The following is an 18,449-nucleotide window of genomic DNA, read 5'->3' as shown; positions in this document are numbered from 1 at the left end:
TTTTAATTTTCAGATAAAAATCCTGTTTCCATGATCAGCAAAATACCACTTGCTCCTCCGTTTTTAAACAGAAATGATACCATTGCCATTTCGGCCATGGCCAGTAAATTAGACAGGTCGTCGATTGATGAGGCGATCAGGATATTTACAGAAGACTGGGGCCTGAGGGTGGTTACCGGCCACACAGTTGGAAGTTCATATTATAACTTTTCCGATACTGACAATGCCAGGCTCTCTGAATTACAGGGTTTTCTGAATGATCCTGAAATCAAAGCGGTATTTTCTGCCAGAGGTGGCTACGGGTCATCCAGGATCATCGACAGGCTTGACTTTACTGCCTTTTATAATTCTCCGAAATGGGTCATTGGTTTTTCAGACATTACCGCCCTGCACCTTGAAATTCAGTCAATTGGCTTTCAGAGTATCCACGGCCCGATGCCCAAGACAATGGGCTTTGACAGTTTTTCAAATGAAACATTGAAAAAAGCTCTTTTCGGAGAAAATCTTAATTATCAGTTCTCCTCTGATGCTCCCAACAGAACCGGTGAGGGCACCGGGCAGGTCACAGGCGGAAATCTGTGCATGCTGGCTCATTCTATCGGCTCAAAGTCAGACAGGACCTATGATGGGAAAATATTGCTGCTTGAAGATATTTCCGAATACCTGTACAACATTGACCGGATGATGGTTCAACTGAAAAGGGCAAAAAAACTGGACAAACTGGCCGGTCTGATCATCGGTGACTTTTCAGATTGCAAAGACAATGATGAACCTTTCGGTAAAAATGCCCGCGAGATTATTCTGGAACATACGGAAGGGCTTGATTTCCCCATTGCTTTTGGCTTCCCGTTCGGCCATGAAAAGAAAAACCATGCCCTGAGGCTCGGAGAAATCATGCACCTCAATACAGAAGCCAGTCAAAGCACACTTTCTTCAACCCTGATCGCCTGATTTACTTCGGTACCTGTTTCGTCCAGACTTCTTTGATAGGGCTTCCCTGCGAGCTTTTACCGGAATGTATCCATTCGTTTCCTTTGACTTCTGCATTAAAAGAAAGACTGGCCCCTACCCTGGTGCTGTCTTTCGGGAAATATTCGATGGTTTCTGTGTATTTTCCGTCTTTTAACGTGTAGGTTCCTCCCCCTGTACCAAAAAGCTCTTTACTCATCGGATTGATGGCAAACCACTGGAACCGGGTGCCTGTAATCATTTTAAGCGTTTTTCTGGGGCCGCCCTGCATCTGGTTGATCTGACCGTCTTCGCCGGCCCTTCCGGTGATTCTCCACAGCCCGGCCAGGGCAGTTTCCGACCCGTTGTCTGCTCTTTCAAATTTAGCTCCGTCAAACTCCAGGCTTTTTTTCTTTGTCTTCAGGATATAGGTCTGACTGGTCCCCACCATAGCCACGCTGGCGGTGTTGAACTCAACATCTATCGTCACCTGATCTCCGTTCAGCATATATTTCCCACCCCAGGTGTTCTCAAATTTCTTATTGGTCAGGTCATAGGAGGTGACGACGAGATAGTCCTCATTAGCGAGTATAACGGCCATGTTATTGTCACTTTTCAATTCCCATGCCCCTTTGATATTTTGTGCGTTGGCCAGGAAATTCATGCACAAAAAAGTACAGATCATTACTATTTTTTTCATTGTTGCTCCGGGTTAATAAGACTTAAAACGAACCGATCAATAAATAAGTTACTTATTATCAGCAAAAAAACCGTTTTTAATCATCCTAAAAAAACTCATTTACGTAAATATAATATACCCTGAAAAAATTCAGGTGTTTTAACTTTTTAAATTGCGTATTTCTACTCTAAAAAAAAATCTTAATACGCTGTTACTTTGTAATCGAAACCCCGTCTAAATATTATGAGAGATCTACTACTAATAGAATCATTTGAAGAACTAGGTTATTCATTTGGTCATATGATATCACTTGTTATTCTCCCGATTCTCTTGATTCTGGGATGTTATGAAATATATCTCCTGAAAAAAGCGAAGGAGAAAAAGAATTTTTATTACAATAAAAGAAACTAAATCAATCTTTTGTTTAGGTTAATTTAATGGTTAGGGCTAGATACAAAAAACCGGTGATATCACCGGTTTTTTTGTTTAAGTAGAGACTCCTCTTTTTTCGCACAATAAACACACAAAGTAAAATGAATAGACTTTACGTCCACATCGTTTGGTTATTTCTTGTATTACACCACGTGTCGGCTCAGACCGGCACTTCTATGTTTTTTACGTCAAACCTGACAGCAGACAAAACCTACATCTGCCCCGGCGGCTCTGTAAAATTATCTGCAGCAGTCAGCGGTGCAGCTTATTTTCAGTTCCAGTTTAAAGAAGCCGGGCAGTCCTGGCAGGAGGTATCCGGGGCATCCGGCGATCCGAAAGCCACTTCCGGAAACATCTCCCTGGACTTGTCAGACGTCAATTCGCTCAAGGCTTACCGGGTGATGATCACGGATTCAAGCTCTTCTGACACCCTTTTCAGCAATGAATCAGCCATTTTTGCTCAGAAAACCGAAATCAGTATCCAGCCGCAGTCGCTCACCCAATGTAATGGCTCGGGTGTTGAGTTCAGGGCTTCTGCCAGCAGTTCCGGGCCATTGACGTACCAGTGGCAGATCCTTAAAAACGGCGGATTCACGGATCTGGCCACAAGTTCAAAAATTCCGGACGTCAATTCCGGAAACCTGAAGGTCAACAGCCTGACCAATGCTGAACACGGGAGTGTCTATCGTTGCAGGATAACCGATCAGGGTGGGTGTACCACCTATACCCATGAAGCCGGTCTGTTTGTAAACCAACTCAGCACCACCATTCAGCCCACCTTATCACACCAGTTTTGTGAAGGAGACAATGCTGAATTTTTCCCGGCTTCTGTCGATGGAGAAGTGCTGTCTTACCAATGGCTGATGAAATCCGGGGGTTCTTCTTACAATGCCCTGACCGAATCGGACCGTTTCATAGGTGTCAACAATGAAAAACTGACAGTCAAAGGTATTCTGCCGTCAGAAAACGCCTTCCAGGTAAAAGTTAATTTTAAAAATGTGCTGCAGGGGCCCGGAGGCAACCTGACAGAAGGTACGTGTTTAAAAACGGCAGCCAGAACAGCCTACGTCATTAACCCAAGACCTGAAATGCCTGCGGCCATCAGTCCTGTCGAACGCTGTGGTCCCGGCACCATTCATGCGGCTGTTCAAGGCACTTCTGCTTCCTTTTTCTGGTATGACAATCCTTCCGGGCCTCCTTTGGCATCATCCGTTTCAGCATTTGACAGCCCTGTAATCAACACCTCCAACACGTTTTATGTAAGCAGTAAAGATGATAAAGGCTGCGAAAGCCTGAAGCGTGAATTCAACGCTATGGTTCACACCCGCCCCGCGATAAATATGAAAACAGACTATGAGGCCTGCCCGGGTTCTGAAAATGTGTTTTTGGAGTTCAATACTGTAACCGGCTCTCCTGCTATATTCAGTTTCACACCAGGTGAACAGAAACTTACCGGCTTTAATACTGTAGTGAACCAGGCTTTTACAGAGGCCTCTCCTTTACCGGTTTCCCTTCCTGTTGCGAAAACTCCGGGAGATTACAATTTCTATTTTCAATTGAAGGATCCTGCCACTCAATGTACCTCAGACAGCCTTAAAGTTCATATTAAAATAAATGACAAGCCTTTTGTTACCAAGAATCCGCTGTCACAAACCCTGTGTGAAGAAAATACTCTGAAATTAACAGTAGAGGTGTCTGGTGGCGGCCAGATAAGATATCAATGGATGAAAGACAACCAGAATATAGCAGGGCAAAACTCTTCTGAGCTGATCATTCATGCCGTTCAGCTGCAGGACGCCGGGCAGTACCGGTGTGAGGTCAGCTCAGATTGCGGATCTGACACATCCGGGGTTGCGGTGATCAAAGTGTTGCCAAAAATTCAGATACATAAGCACCCTCAGGATCAGCAGGCATGTGAAGGAGGCAATGTGGCTTTCAATATCAATGCCACAGGAAGTGTCGCTTTACATTATCAATGGATGAAAAACGGACAAGCCATCGGAACCGACACCACAGAGTTGGTTTTGGGTAATCTCGCTTTTGCAGATAACAACGCCGAGGTATGGTGTGAAATCAAAGATGCCTGCGACCAGGTTTTCAGGACCAACCCGGCCAGAATAAGCGTTTTGAAACTTCCGGAACCTCCCGGGATATCCGGAAAAAGTGGTTATTGTAAAGGTGAAAAAACAGAAGCCCTTACCGCTATTCCGGCAGAAGGTAATCTTCTTAAATGGTATACCTCCGGCGACCAGGGTTCACCGGCGAGTGAAACACCATTTACTCCGGATTCTCAAACTGCTGGTAAGCAATATTATTTTGTGAGTCAGACTGATCTGCATCAATGCGAAAGTAAAAAGGCCGGAATTGAAATAACCATATCAGCACCGCTGACGGTTAAAATCAACCCTTCCATCAGTGCTTTGTGTGCGACCGGTAATCTGAACCGGAAAGCTCAACTGTTCGCGGAGATCAATACAGAAACAGGCCATCAGAAGCCTCCCATTTATTCCTGGAAATCCGATTCATTATTAGTCAATGATCAGAATACAGGGAAAATCAGCATCAATACCCCGGGAAAATACGAAGTGACTGTAAAACAAGGCTTCTGTACTGCCAATGCCGAGATTCAACTTAATAGTATCCACCCGGAACTTAACACTTTACCACTGGTTTCTGATACTGAGGTTTGTCCGGGCGGAACAGCCACACTTACGGCCTCCGGCGGAGAATCCTTCAGATGGTGGGATTCAGAAACAGGTAACAACCATGTATCTGAACAAAACCCTTTTATGGTATCTCACAATCTGACACCGTCTGCTTTTTATGTTTCTTACGTCAAAACATCAGATAATGTAACTTGCGAAGGCCCAAGGAAAAAGGTAAGTATCGGTATTATCCCTCACTTGAACTTAAGCATCGCCCTTGAAAAAGTAAGCTGCCCAGACAAATCAGACGGAAAGATAAGCATCAAAACCTTGTCAGGAAAAGCACCGTTTATGTTCAGTATCAATTCAGGATTATTTAAAAATGACGGAGAGTTTACAGGATTAATCACCGGTAATTACCAGGTGAGTGTCAAAGATTCCAATAGTTGCATTACAACAAAAGACACCACATTAACCGCAAATCCGTTGCCCGAAATACAGACACAGCCGTTGTCACAAGCCGATTGCAAAGGCAATGCTGTCGATTTTACGATTGTTGCAAGCGGTTATACTTCCTTGCAATGGCAGAAAAAACTTCCGGGTGGCTCCTTTGAGGATATTCCGGGAGAAAATCAAAATAAGTTGAAAATCAGCCAGGTGGGTTCTGAGATTAACCCCGAACAAACCATTTTCAGGGTCGTACTTTTTACGAGCCATTGCCAGATTTTTTCCGAAGAGGCAAAATTATCGGTCAATTCCATCACCGGAACCCTCACTGCAAAAACCGTTTGTGAAGGGACAGGCACTGAATTCAACCTGAATGCATTGACCATATCCGGAAAAGCAGAGTCTTATCTATGGCAGTTCAGAGCCGGAACATCAGGAAGCTGGGAAAACATCGACCAGGCAAATCAACCTACCCTGAACATCCAGAACTGTAAGATTACCCACCAGGGATATTACCGTTGCAGGATCATTTTTGATAACGGAAATGGAAGTACCTGTACGGCTTATTCATCCACAAACGGCACGAAACTTACAGTTATTGCTTCCTATGTCCCGGTCTTGAGCAATGATACGACCCTTTGCTCTCCACAGGAAATTCAGCTTAACGCTGGCAATTGCCCTGGTAAAATTGTTTGGTCAACCAATGACACCGGCCCCTTGATTAAAGTTACTCCGAAAGATTCTGTCAACCAGTACACGGCCTCTTGCGAAATAAACGGATGTACGACAGCAGCAAATGATCAGGTAATTGTCAGAGTTCTCAGCATCGGGTTAAATGCTCCAGTCATCAGCCTGGAAGCCAGTCAGGTTTGCAAAGGTGAGCCTTTCAGGCTTTCTGCCAGTGCCTGCCAGGGTAAAATAGTCTGGAGTAACGGACTGGAAGGTCAAATCGTTGAAATAAAAACCGATGTACCTCTTGATATATATGCTCATTGTCACCAGGAAGGATGTATATCAGGGAGGAGTAACGTGCTGAACTTGATTCCTCCCGCAGACCTGAAACCCGGTGAAATTTCAGGTTCAAATGCTGTCAACTGTGCCGGATTTAATCCACCGGAAATTACCAATGTGGTTTCACCTGCCGGAGGAAAAAATCAAAGTATTTCATGGGAGCTGAGCGAAACCTGTGTCACCGAAGGTGCAGACTGGAAAGAAATAGCCGGGGCACATAACCTTACTTTCAACCCGGCAGCACTGACTAAAACCACCTGCTATCGCCGCAAAGTGGCGGACTCCTGTCATTCTGTGGTTTATTCAAATTTTGTCAAAGTCCTTATTCAGCCTGACCCGGTGCTAAAAACCGAAGCTTCCAAAGCGGAAGTTTGTGCGGATGAGCCGGTTAACTTAAAAACGATCATCTCAGGAGGGACAGGTAATTGTCAGATCAGCTGGCAAATGAACGAGAAATCGGGTTCAGAATCTTCTTCTTACTGGGTAGCCATCCCCGGAACGGATTCTGTTTTGAACTTTTCAGACTGGAAAAACTCCGGCCAGACCGTTTACTTCCGTTCGGTTTATGTTTGTGAACTGAGCAGTTGTAATAAAAGTACCTCCCCATCCGTAGGGGTTTATGTCAGGCCTTCAATAGATTTTAGTCTGAATGTTCAGGACACCGCCCTCTGTTCAGGTAATTTCGTCGATCTCAAAGCCAATAATTGTGGAGGTCAGATCAGGTGGTCAACCGGCGACTCTACGCTCCAGATCAGGGTATATCCCACTTCTGATCAAACCTACAAGGCTGTTTGCAGCTCTATATGTGGTGAGAAAACGCTGAGTGTTCTGATTAAAGTGATTGAAGGAGTAGCTCCACCTGTTAACACTACTCCAACGAGCGTCATTCAGCCCGCACCACTGCACTTTTCGGGGACCGGGCAAAATCTTCGCTGGTATACCTCCGAAACAGATATGACAGGTTTTACAAATGCCCCTTTGCATACAGCACCCGGGGTCTTCAGCTACTGGCTGAGTCAGACCATTGGAGAATGCCAAAGCCCCAAAATTAAAATTACGGCTGCACTTTATCCGGTCTTGTCTGTTATTCAGCAACCTTCCGATCAGCTCAACTGCGAAGGAAACATGGTCACGTTTAAAACTACTGCTGAAGGTGCCGCAAAGCTGGTGTATCAATGGCAAAGAAAACGGCCGGGTGAAAATGAATTCGTATCCCTGACCGATGAGATGCCGAATATCAAACTTTCCAATACTTCCGGCTTAAAGGTTTATTCTACCGGCAACAAAGAAAACCCCGATTTAAGTCAATACAGGTGTATAATTACCGATTCAGTTTCACAGATCATCACTGCTGCGGCCATTTTAAAAGTAAACGGCCTGACGGGAAACTTCCCCGATTTTAAAATCTGTACCGGAAAATCATTTTCATTGGATCTGAAAAATCATTTTGTAGTGACCGGGTCTGTAAAATCCTACCAATGGCAGTACCGTTACGGGTCGGCTGATGACTGGCAGAATATGAAAGATGATGACAATATCAGCGGTGCACAAACCGATAAACTCACCTATAAGGAAATCAGGTCATGGGATGCTCCGAGATACAGATGTCAGGTTATTTTTAGTTCAGATGGGTTGGAATGTATTGAAAATACAGATCAATCTACCCTTACGATCGGAGCATATCCACCCGACCCGGTTAGTCACACATTCGATTTTTGCCAGTACGAAAAAATCAGCAAACTTGATGTCCAGATACAGGCCGACAGTGACCCGATCTGGTATGGTCATGAAAATGATGTGACCGGAACGGACAAAATGCCCCTGATCAATACAAACTTTGCTGGGGAACAGGTTTTCTATTTAAGCCAGGTTAACAATGCTGGTTGCCAGAGCCATAAAGCCCTGATCAGAATCAATGTTCACCAGGAACCTTCCGCTCCTAAAAATACCACCCCTGCCTATATTTATGAAGGCCAGAATCTCATTTTCTCTGCCGAAGGAGAGAATCTTAAATGGTTTACTTCGAAAACAGGCAAGACTTTTCAATCCAACGCACCAATCTATCAGGCCGCAAAAACTTACAGGCATTTTGTTTCGCAAACCAGTTCGTATAACTGTGAAAGTGAGCGGACTGAAATAACAGCCATCATTAAACCGTCGCTGGGATTTGCCACCCAGCCCAAGGATCAGACAGACTGCGATGGCAACAGCGTGACTTTTACGGCCAAAACAAAAGGGGAAGAAGAAGTAAGCTACCAATGGCAGAGAAAACGCCCGGGAGAGGCTGTTTTTTCAGATATGCCTGGTGAAAATCTGAAAGATCTGAAAATACTCAAAATCGGCAACGATGAAAACCCGCATCTGAGCCTGTATCGGTGCTATATCAAAGATTCGCGGCTGGACGGCATGTCAAATGAAGTCGTTCTCAAGGTAAATGAAATAAAGGGCACCCAAGTGCCCGTCGAAGTCTGCGACAATCAGTACCTGAACATAGATACCGCTAAACTGGGGATTATCGGAGAACCCAAACTGGTAGAATGGCAAAAGAAAGAAGGTTCAACCTATAAAACGATCTTCAGTACTCAAGGGTTAAGCCTGAATGAATTCCTTAAAACAAGTGATCAGGGTGATTACAGGTTGAAAATCAATTTTAAGATAGATGAGAAAAGCACCTGCAGCAGGAACACCAACACTTTCAGAATAAAAGTAAATCCTGCCCCTGAAGCTCCGAACGAAGGGGCTATCGAAGTATGTCAGTTTGAAAAACCGGATAAAATCCAGAAGATAATGTTTGCAGACAGCAATAAACTGGCTTGGTACCTAAACGAAACAGATACTTTAGAAAGGTGGAATATTCCTTCGGTAAACATGGATTCTGTCTACAGGAGTGCCCATTACCTATCCTTAAGCAATAGCTTTGGATGTGAAAGTAAACGGACCAGGATTGAAATTAACGTTAAACCGTCTCCAAAAGCTCCCAAAGTTAGTGAGGAATTCACCTATTGCCTGTTTTCGGTAAACGAAGCCATAAAAGCGGAGTCTGAACTTCCTGTGCTGTGGTATTCAGACACTTCTGGTACCGTTGCAAAAGGATCCCTGATTTTACCTGAGACCAGCAAAGAAGGGAAATTTACTTATGCGATTGTATCGAAAGACAGCATTAACGGATGTGAAAGCAAGAGGCAGCTGATAATCGTAAATGTTGAACCATGTTACTACCAGTTCCCTCAAACCAACACAGGTGAATGTCAGGAAATCAGGCTTGATAAGGTGGCCGGCAAAGACTGGCATTATTTAATTGATCCGAATGCCAGAATTGTGGCAGCCATTCATCCTGAGGGGCAAAACCTTGAACAGGTGACCCTGAGTTTTACCCACCCGGATAATCAGAACTATTTCGAGACGGATCATGGCACCAGGTACGTTCCGCGTTACTATCATTTTAAATCTTCTTCACAGGCTGTACTTTCAAAGCCTGTTAAAATACGGTTATTTATATCTGATAATGAAATTTCAGATTACCCTTCCGGTTTATCCTCAGAGGAGCAATCCAGGTTATCGATCGTCAACTACATCGGCGTGAATGAAGATTGTCAGCTGAAAAACAACGACAATTTCGAGCTTGGAGAAAGTACAGTGCTAAAGGACCGACCGCTTATCGAAAGCATCGGCGGGAATTTTTCAATGGTAGAATTTTCTACTTTCAGTCTTGGCGAATTCGGTGCGACAGAAAATATTTTTTCTGAATCCAACTTAAAAGGAGGTATTAATGAAAAAAATAAAACTGAACTTTCGCTGAATAAAATCAATGAAGTAAGGCCATTAAAATACCTGGTATACAAAAGTAATGATCAGATCAAATGGACAAAACTCGGTGAAATGAGTTCAGAAAACACTTTGAACGACCCGATTCCGTATGCGAATCAGACCCACTATCAGCTATTTTTTACGGATCAGGATGGTACAAGGAAAGCCCTGAATACCATTTCAGTGAAAACAGCGGAAAGCAAACCTGTTTGTTTTGTATTTCCTAACCCGGTTGAAAGTACAGACAAAATCAATCTTTACCTGAACAACTTTGAAACTACCAGCCTTAAAATCAATGATGCCCTGGGAAGAGACATTCCTGTTGATCACTTCAACCCTGTCGAAAGTTACCAGCAGATAAAACTAAAGAATGAGCTTGTTTCCGGTGTCTACATTGTTACGGCCTTGAACAAAGAAGGAAAGAAGTGTCAGGCGAAGTTTGTGAAGTAATAAATCCATATCTAACTTATTTAAAAATGTCCAGAATACACGTAGAGGGTATTGATATCAATATAGAATCAAATGGCAGTTTCGATTTTATTTCCTTGACTGACATGGCTAAAAGCCAGCATGAGAATATTATCATCACAAAATGGTTAAGCCTGAAAAATACCATTGAATATCTGGGAGAATGGGAAATCCTGTATAATGAGAATTTTAATTATACCGAATTCGGTATAATTAAAAATACCTCAGGTGGAAACAATTTTGTCCTTTCCATAAAAGAATGGGTCTCCAGAACGAATGCCATCGGGATAAACGGAAAAACCGGAAGATATGGAGGAACATATGCTCACAAAGACCTGGCATTCCATTTTGGAATGTGGATTAGTCCAAGATTCCAATTATTACTTGTAAAAGAATTTCAAAGGTTAAAAGAACTGGAACAAAATCAAAAGGGATCAGAATGGAACTACAGAAGATTTCTGGCAAAAGCCAATTATAGAATACATACTGATGCTATTAAAGATTATATCATACCCGCTTTAAACTTGAATCGGGACCTTGAGTGGCTCATTTATGCAGATGAAGCAGATATACTTAATCTGGCTCTCTTTGGTTTTACAGCTAAAGAATGGAGAGAACAAAATCCTGAATTTGCTGCCAGAAACTTAAACGTGAGAGATTTTGCCGACGTTCACCAATTGCTCGTTTTAAGCAATTTAGAAAACATCAATGCTCTCTTAATTCAACATGAGGTCGACAAACTGAAAAGATTAAAAGTATTGAGAAAAAATGCCGAAAATCAATTAAAATCATTAAAAAACTCTTCTTATTATGAGAATCTGGTACAAAACCCTTCCCGCAGATCTGAATAATAGGAGCGTGTATTTTTTTAACTCTTTAAATAATAAATCATCAAAAATCCACCAAACCATTCTTACTGTTCCCCGTGATCTGTGAAGAATAAATCCCGGCTTTACCTGAAAACAAATAGGCCATCAGACAAGCTATCGCAACGAAAACACCACACTCTGCCCCAAACAATTCCATCCCCAGGAAGATGGAGGCAATCGGCGTGTTGGTAGCTCCACAGAAAACAGCCACAAAGCCCATACCGGCCAGCAAAGCTAATGGCAAAGGAATAAAAAATGCCAGGGCATTGCCTAACACCGCTCCGATAAAGAATAAAGGCGTGACTTCTCCTCCTTTAAATCCGGCACCCAGTGTGACGGCTGTCAGGAGTATCTTAATAACAAAATCATAAGACGGCAATTCAAGGTAAAAAGAGTCGACAATCACAGGAATACCCAGTCCGATGTACCTCGTAGTCCCCATTAAGTAGACCGCAGTGGCTATAATCACCCCTCCGGCCACAGGCCGTAAGGGCGGAAAAGAGATTTTACTTTTGAATATTCTTTTGAAAAAATCAGTGGTCCTGACAAAAAGAAGTGAGCAGACGCCGAAAATAACTCCCGCCAGCAAAGTCCATAGAAACAGCTCTGGTTTCATTTCAGGAACAAGCGGTATAGAATAACGGGTGTGACCGATATGCCAGAACCTGCAGGTGTAGTCAGCAATAACTGCAGCGAGTACCGACGGTAAAATGGCTTCGTGTCTGAGCTTTCCGATGATCATAACCTCCAAAGCAAAAATTGCTCCGGCCAGTGGTGTCCCGAAAACCGAAGCAAAACCGGCACTGATCCCTGTAATCAACAACAATTGGCGATCCGTTTGTTTCAGTTTGAACAGCCCCGTAAACTGATCCGCTATGGCACCGCCCATCTGAACGGCCGTACCTTCACGACCCGCCGAGCCTCCAAAAAAATGCGAAATCAAAGTGCTGGCCAATACCAGCGGAGCCATTTTAAAAGGAATGGTCTCTTTGGGTGTATTGATCTCTTCCAGTATCAGATTATTCCCTTTTTCTACCTCCGGCCCGATATAATGATAGATTAATCCGGAAACCAGGCCTCCCAGAGGCAAAAGCCAGATAATCCACACATGGGCTTCACGCCACTGCGTAGCCCAATCAAGTGCCCACAGGAAAAATGCAGACGCCGAACCTGATAAAAAACCAATAATCCCGGCAATTCCCAGCCACCTGGAAAAGAACTTCAGCGAAGAAAGTACATCGGTTTCCGACCAGTTGATATTGATTATCTTTTTGAATTTATTCTCCGGCATCTATTCCTTTTTTGTGCCTCTAAATTAAAACAATCCCTCCTGCTTAACAAATAAGACAAGCATATACAAAAAAAGAAACACCGAAGCGATGTTTCTTTTAAGGCATTATTTACTCTAATTTAAACTAAACTAAACCCTTTTGAGACTTTCGTTCTCTAATATGTAACGCTTTGTGGTAGATGATCGGAAAAACAAGTAAAGTGAAAATGGTAGCCGTCACCAAGCCTCCGATAATGACGATGGCCAGTGGTTTCTGACTTTCTGAGCCGATACCGGTACTTAATGCAGCAGGTAAAAGACCCAGGGCAGCCATCATCGCGGTCATCACTACCGGTCTGGTACGAACCCTGACGGCATTGCGGATGGCCTGCCCGAGATCACCCTTCAGGGCTTTGGCCTGGTTATGAAACTCAGAGATCAGGATGACACCGTTCTGGACGCATATCCCGAAAAGGGCGATAAACCCCACTCCCGCCGATATACCAAAGTTGATACCCGTAATATGCAAGGCCAGAATCCCCCCGATAATGGAGAACGGCACATTGATTAAGACATATCCGGCGTCTTTCGCATTACCAAACATGATAAAGAGTAAGACAAATATCAAAACAAGACTGACGGGAACAACCTGACCCAGACGGCTGGTGGCCCTCACCTGGTTCTCAAACTCTCCGGCCCATCCGATGCTGTAGCCTTCAGGCAACTTGATATTCTTAGTTACTATCGCCTGTGCTTCAGCAATGGTGCTTCCGAGGTCACGCTCACGGACAGAGAATTTCACCCCGATAAACCTTTTGGTGTTGTCCCTGTAAATAAAAGCAGGTCCGGTATTTTTTTCCAGTGTGGCGATTTCCTTCAAGGGTATCTTGGTGCCTTTTATTGTAGGAATCATCAGCATCATGATGTCGTCCTCATTTTTCCGGTATTCTTTGTCATACCTGATCCTGATGTCGAATTTCATCTCGCCTTCATATTTTGAAGTCGCAGTTTTACCCCCTATCGCCATTTCAATTACCGCCTGGGCATCTGCTTTGGTTACTCCGTAAATCGCCATTTTTTCTTCATCCAGCTGCACGCTGATGTCCGGCTGGCCGAGGTTTCTCAGGATACCGATGTCTTTGATACCTTCCACATGCTTGATCTGTTCCAGCACCTGGTTGGCTATTTCATCCAGTTTGTTAAGGTCATCCCCAAAGATCTTGACCGCATTTGATGCATTCATCCCGGCTACAGCCTCCGCCACGTTATCGATAATAGGCTGCGAATAGTTATAGTTAATCCCCTGGTAACGTTTGAGTTTCTTGTCCATTTCCTCTACCAGGCCGTCCATCGATATCTTTCTCCCCCACTCTTCCTTCGGCTTAAGGTTGACCTGCATCTGTACATAGTAAAACCCGCTCGGATCGGTACCGTCATTACTTCGGCCCACCTGTGACAGTACTCCGTTTACTTCCGGAAATGTATTCAGTTCTTTTCTGAGCACCGTCACCATTTTGACGGTTTCATTCAGTGAAGTACTCATCGGCAGTTTGGCTTCCACCCACAACGCTCCCTCGTTCAGTGGCGGCAAAAACTCTGACCCCAGCCACCTGGTGGAAAAGATTGTCGCTGCAAAAACAACTCCTGAGATAATGAAGGTAAGCCGTTTGTTTCTGAATGTCCATCCAAAAGCCCCCTCGACCGACCTGTTGATAAAATCAATGAAGAAATTATGTTTTTCTTTTACGTTCTTGTTAAGCAGAATAGAACTCAGAACCGGCACCAGCGTTAACGTGAAAATCAGGGCACCTAACAAGGCAAAACCCAATGTAAAAGCCAGTGGCGAGAACATTTTACCTTCTACTTTCTGAAAAGCGAAAATCGGAAGCAAGGCTGAAATGATGATCAGCTTGGAAAAAAAGATGGCCTTACCCATTTCCGAGCCGGTCTTTTTGATCAGGCTCATCTTAGCCAGCTTATTGAATTTCTCCATGCCGACCTGATGTGCCCTGCGGTCAAGGGCAACAAACAGGCCTTCGACCATCACCACCGCTCCATCGATGATGATCCCGAAATCGACAGCCCCGAGGGAGAGTAAGTTGGCACTCATCCCCTTGAGCTTCAGACACAGAAAGGCAAACAATAATGACAATGGAATGATAATGGAAACGATGACCGTCGTTCGCCAGTCGGCCATAAAAATAAAGACAATGACCGTTACAAGGATGATCCCCTCCAGCAGGTTGTGCATCACGGTACTTGTACAATACTGCATCAGTACGTCACGGTCATAAAACGGCACCATTTTCACATCAGAAGGCAATACCTTGGTATTCAGCTCTTCTATTTTTGCTTTTACACGGCTAAGCACTTCACTTGGATTCTCGCCTTTACGCATAACGATGATCCCTTCCACTACGTCATCGTCGCCATCCAGACCCACCTGTCCTACCCTGGGCTGGCTGCTCTCAATGACGCTGGCTACGTTTTTAACCAGCAAGGGGTTGCCATTATATATCTCTACGATCGTATTCTCAATGTCCTGGATATTATTGTAAAGCCCGATACCCCTCACTACATAAGCCTGTCCGTTTTTCTCAATCACATCTCCCCCGACGTTCAGGTTTGATTTGGAAACGGCCTCAAACAATTCAAGCGGCGTAATTTCATACTTCTGAAGTTTAACCGGATCTATAGCCACTTCATAGGTTTTTTCCTGCCCGCCAAAAGCCACTACGTCAGCCACACCCGGTACGGCCCTGATCTGGCGGTCAATGGTCCAGTTCTGAAGGGTGAGAAGCTCTTTTGAGTCTCTCTGGGCACTTTTTAAAGTATATCTGAATATTTCACCCGTTGGCCCGTAAGGTGGCTGCACGTCAGGTTCGACCCCATCGGGGAGCTGCACATTCCTGAGCTGGTTATTGACCTGCTGCCGGGCAAAAAAGTCGTCTACATCATCCTCAAAAATGATCTTGATCACCGAAAGACCAAACATCGTCACACTTCTGACATTGGTTTTCCGCTGCACGCTGTTCATCGCAATTTCGATAGGGGTCGTCACAAACCGCTCCACACTCTCCGCACTCCTGCCGTTCCATTCCGTCACCACAATGATCTGGGTGTTGGTTACATCCGGAAAAGCCTCAATCGGTATGTTGACATAACTGACCACTCCGCTGATCACCAGGATTCCTACCCAGAAGAAGGTAAAAAACCGGTTTTTCAACGAAAAGGAAAGAATATTTTTGATGAATTTATTCATTACAATTTATCGTTTTAATGTTTTGGTGATTAACAATCTCGTTCTCTTTATGCCTTAATCATTTAAGGCGTCGTAGATAAAAATCCCGTTCTTTGAAATCACCTTTTCTCCTTCTTTAAGACCCGAACTCACGTAAATCTGATCCCCTACCTGTCTGTAAACCTCAATTCTGCGGGTTTCTACATTGTAGCGGTCCTTAAACACCATCACCCAGTTTTTATTCTTTTCGAAAATGACTGCCGAAGCCGGAATGGCAATCATCTGCTGATTTTCTGAGAACCGCACAGTTACCGTCGCATTCATCTCGGGCTTTAATTTAAATGAAGCATTCGGAATCCTTACCCGCACTTTCATGGCCTTGGTATCAGGATCAATGGTGTTAAAGATCTTGTCGATTTTGCCGATGTATTTTTCATCCGGGAAACTTAGCGTACTCACTTCAGCTTCGTAACCGATCTCCACCTTCGAAATGTCGCTTTCGTTGACATTGGCCATGGCCCATACCTCATTGATCTCTGCAATGGAGAACAATACATCTGATTTATCGGCCCTCAACTGCTCATTGGAACTGATGTCTTTGTGCACAATAAAACCGCTGATCGGAGCTGTAATGTTGAAGGTGGAGCCGCTCTGAAGATTATAAATGCTGTACACTTCATTGATACGCGAGAGTTCGGTCTTGCTTTTTTCCAGGGCTTTTTCCGCGGCCACCACATCCTTTTCCGAAGACAACTTACCTGCATACATGTCTTTGGCTACCTGCAGGTTCTTTTCAGACACCGCCACATCACTTATCGCATCCTGCTTCTCTTTCTGGAACTCGGCCACCTCACTACTTTTTACCACTGCCAAAACCTGTCCTTTTTTTACGTAATCACCCAATTCAACGTTGATTTTGATAACGTTACCCCCCACAATAGAATAAACCTGTGCTGTTTTGTTATTATCCGGTTCGATTTTCCCGAAAAACCTGATTTCGTTTTTTACGTCTTTGGTCGAGGTGGTGTAAAACTCACACCGGGCCAACATGGTATCGCTCATGCTGAAAGCTACTTTGGTATCATCATCCTTAGGTTTCTTTTTGCAGGCACCCACGGCTACCAATAGAATAAATGAACAAAAAATAATCTGTTTCATGTGTTTTTTAATTTAAATCAGAGTAAAAAAACTTCTGCCTTATGATCTTAATTCTCTCCGAAAACTTTTATGATGTAAATTTTCATGGCTGTAAAGTGTGTCAGAATACCTGTTTTCCTGTACTCAGGTTGAGCTGTTCGGCGGAAGTGGCCAGATTGATCTTTATTTTGGCAATTTCGGCCAGGGCATCATTATAAGCTTCGAAGAAATCGACAAACTCTATCATGCTTACATTGCCTTTTTTAAAGTTTTCGGTAATTCCTGCCAGGGTCAGATCAAAATCTTCATTATAAAGTTTTTTGTATTTCTGGTATTCTTCCAGGCTTTGAATAAACTGGGCATGATAGTTATGAATTTCCGCCAGCAACTGGGCTTTAAAAGCTTCAGTAGTGTATTCCTGTTGTTTTTTCATGATCATGGCTGACTTTATATTCCCCTGGTTCTTATTCCAGACCGGGATCGGGATACTGACACCCACATTCACCTGGTTTCTGAATGCACCACTCCTCTGGTCATATGATGTAAAAACATTGATATCAGGTTTGGCCATGGTTTTCTGAAACTGGAAATACTGTTCTGCCAGGGTCACGTTCTGTTGCGTAATCAGGTAGTCAGGACGGTTCTGGAAGGCCAGCTCGTTCAATTGTGCAACCCCCACTTCTTTACTGAATTGCTCAATATTGGTATCAGGAATATTGGGAATAACAAAACTGTCTGTCTGAAGAATAGTTTTCACTTTCGCCATCTCGCCGAAATACTCTTTCAATGCCTCCGCCTTATTGTTGTTCAGGTTCAGATAGACGCCTTTCAGTCTGACCATGTCTTTCAGCGGTATGTTCCCTTTTTTCACCTGGGTGTCATACGCCGACAAGATGGTTTCGAGTAGTTCCAACTGTTTATTATACTTGTTGATCAGGAAGGTCTGCTGGTTGAGAAAATACAGGCTGGTATGAAGCTGAAATTTTAGTTGTCTGATCATATCCTGGAATTCAAGTTCGGCTATTTTTACATTGGTAGACGCCAGTTCGATCTGGGCTTTTCTTTTTCCGCCTAACAAGATGAGTTGCTCAAGCTGAAAAAATTTCTGTCCTGACTTCCCTAAATGAGCCACTTTGCTGTTTTCAGGGTCAATCGCATTGAAATCTCCTGTAAAAACAGGATTGGGATAAAGTCCGGCCTGTATGATCTGGGCCCTTTGTGCGTCTATGTTCATGGATGACGCCAACAGATTGTAGTTATTCTTCAGAAAAAGTCCGTCGGCGTCCTGAACTGAGATCCGGAGGGTGTCTGAGGATGCTCTTGCCAAGAAAGATGAGAAAATGACGGAAATGAAAACAATTCCTTTTACCGGGTTCATAAGTGACGTTTTTGTTTCGGGAGCAAAATTGCCTCAATGCACCTTAAAAACGCCTTAATTCGGATAAATTTTCGCTTAAATAGCCCTGTGCCTCGAGGCACGGGGCTACAATTTAAA

Annotated in this window: 8 protein-coding genes; 3 read left to right on the top strand and 5 right to left on the bottom strand. The window is 43.9% G+C overall.

Features of this window, described 5'->3' with window-relative positions:
- Window positions 1-30 precede the first annotated feature (30 nt).
- On the top strand, window positions 31-951 hold the full coding sequence (locus tag GVN16_RS07565) for an LD-carboxypeptidase (protein ID WP_166563260.1): 921 nt from the start codon (window positions 31-33) through the stop codon (window positions 949-951).
- A 1-nt stretch (window position 952) separates the two neighbouring features.
- On the opposite strand, the gene GVN16_RS07560 is transcribed toward GVN16_RS07565, so the two are convergent.
- Complete coding sequence (locus GVN16_RS07560) at window positions 953-1,648, bottom strand: membrane or secreted protein (RefSeq protein WP_166563259.1); 696 nt, start codon at window positions 1,646-1,648, stop codon at window positions 953-955.
- A 512-nt stretch (window positions 1,649-2,160) separates the two neighbouring features.
- On the opposite strand from GVN16_RS07560, the gene GVN16_RS07555 reads away from it, so the two are divergent.
- On the top strand, window positions 2,161-10,419 hold the full coding sequence (locus tag GVN16_RS07555) for an immunoglobulin domain-containing protein (protein WP_166563258.1): 8,259 nt from the start codon (window positions 2,161-2,163) through the stop codon (window positions 10,417-10,419).
- A gap of 26 nt (window positions 10,420-10,445) precedes the next feature.
- A complete protein-coding gene (locus GVN16_RS07550) occupies window positions 10,446-11,288 on the top strand; it encodes a KilA-N domain-containing protein (protein WP_166563542.1) in 843 nt (280 codons plus the stop codon).
- Window positions 11,289-11,328: 40 nt separating this feature from the next.
- On the opposite strand, the gene GVN16_RS07545 is transcribed toward GVN16_RS07550, so the two are convergent.
- The 4 genes from GVN16_RS07545 to GVN16_RS07530 form a co-directional block, all read right to left on the bottom strand.
- Window positions 11,329-12,597, bottom strand: a complete 1,269-nt coding sequence (locus tag GVN16_RS07545) for a voltage-gated chloride channel family protein (RefSeq protein ID WP_166563257.1) — start codon at window positions 12,595-12,597, stop codon at window positions 11,329-11,331.
- A 124-nt stretch (window positions 12,598-12,721) separates the two neighbouring features.
- The gene (locus GVN16_RS07540) at window positions 12,722-15,838 is read right to left on the bottom strand and encodes an efflux RND transporter permease subunit (RefSeq protein WP_166563256.1); all 3,117 of its coding nucleotides are present in this window, start codon (window positions 15,836-15,838) and stop codon (window positions 12,722-12,724) included.
- Window positions 15,839-15,892: 54 nt separating this feature from the next.
- Complete coding sequence (locus GVN16_RS07535) at window positions 15,893-16,975, bottom strand: efflux RND transporter periplasmic adaptor subunit (RefSeq protein ID WP_166563255.1); 1,083 nt, start codon at window positions 16,973-16,975, stop codon at window positions 15,893-15,895.
- Window positions 16,976-17,075: 100 nt separating this feature from the next.
- A complete protein-coding gene (locus tag GVN16_RS07530; protein ID WP_166563254.1) occupies window positions 17,076-18,332 on the bottom strand; it encodes a TolC family protein in 1,257 nt (418 codons plus the stop codon).
- Window positions 18,333-18,449 lie beyond the last annotated feature (117 nt).

The sequence above is a fragment of the Emticicia sp. CRIBPO genome, assembly GCF_009905725.1.
Taxonomy (GTDB): Bacteria; Bacteroidota; Bacteroidia; order Cytophagales; family Spirosomataceae; genus Leadbetterella.
Note: the sequence above shows the minus strand (reverse complement) of the source record. Positions and strands in the feature narration are given on the sequence as shown.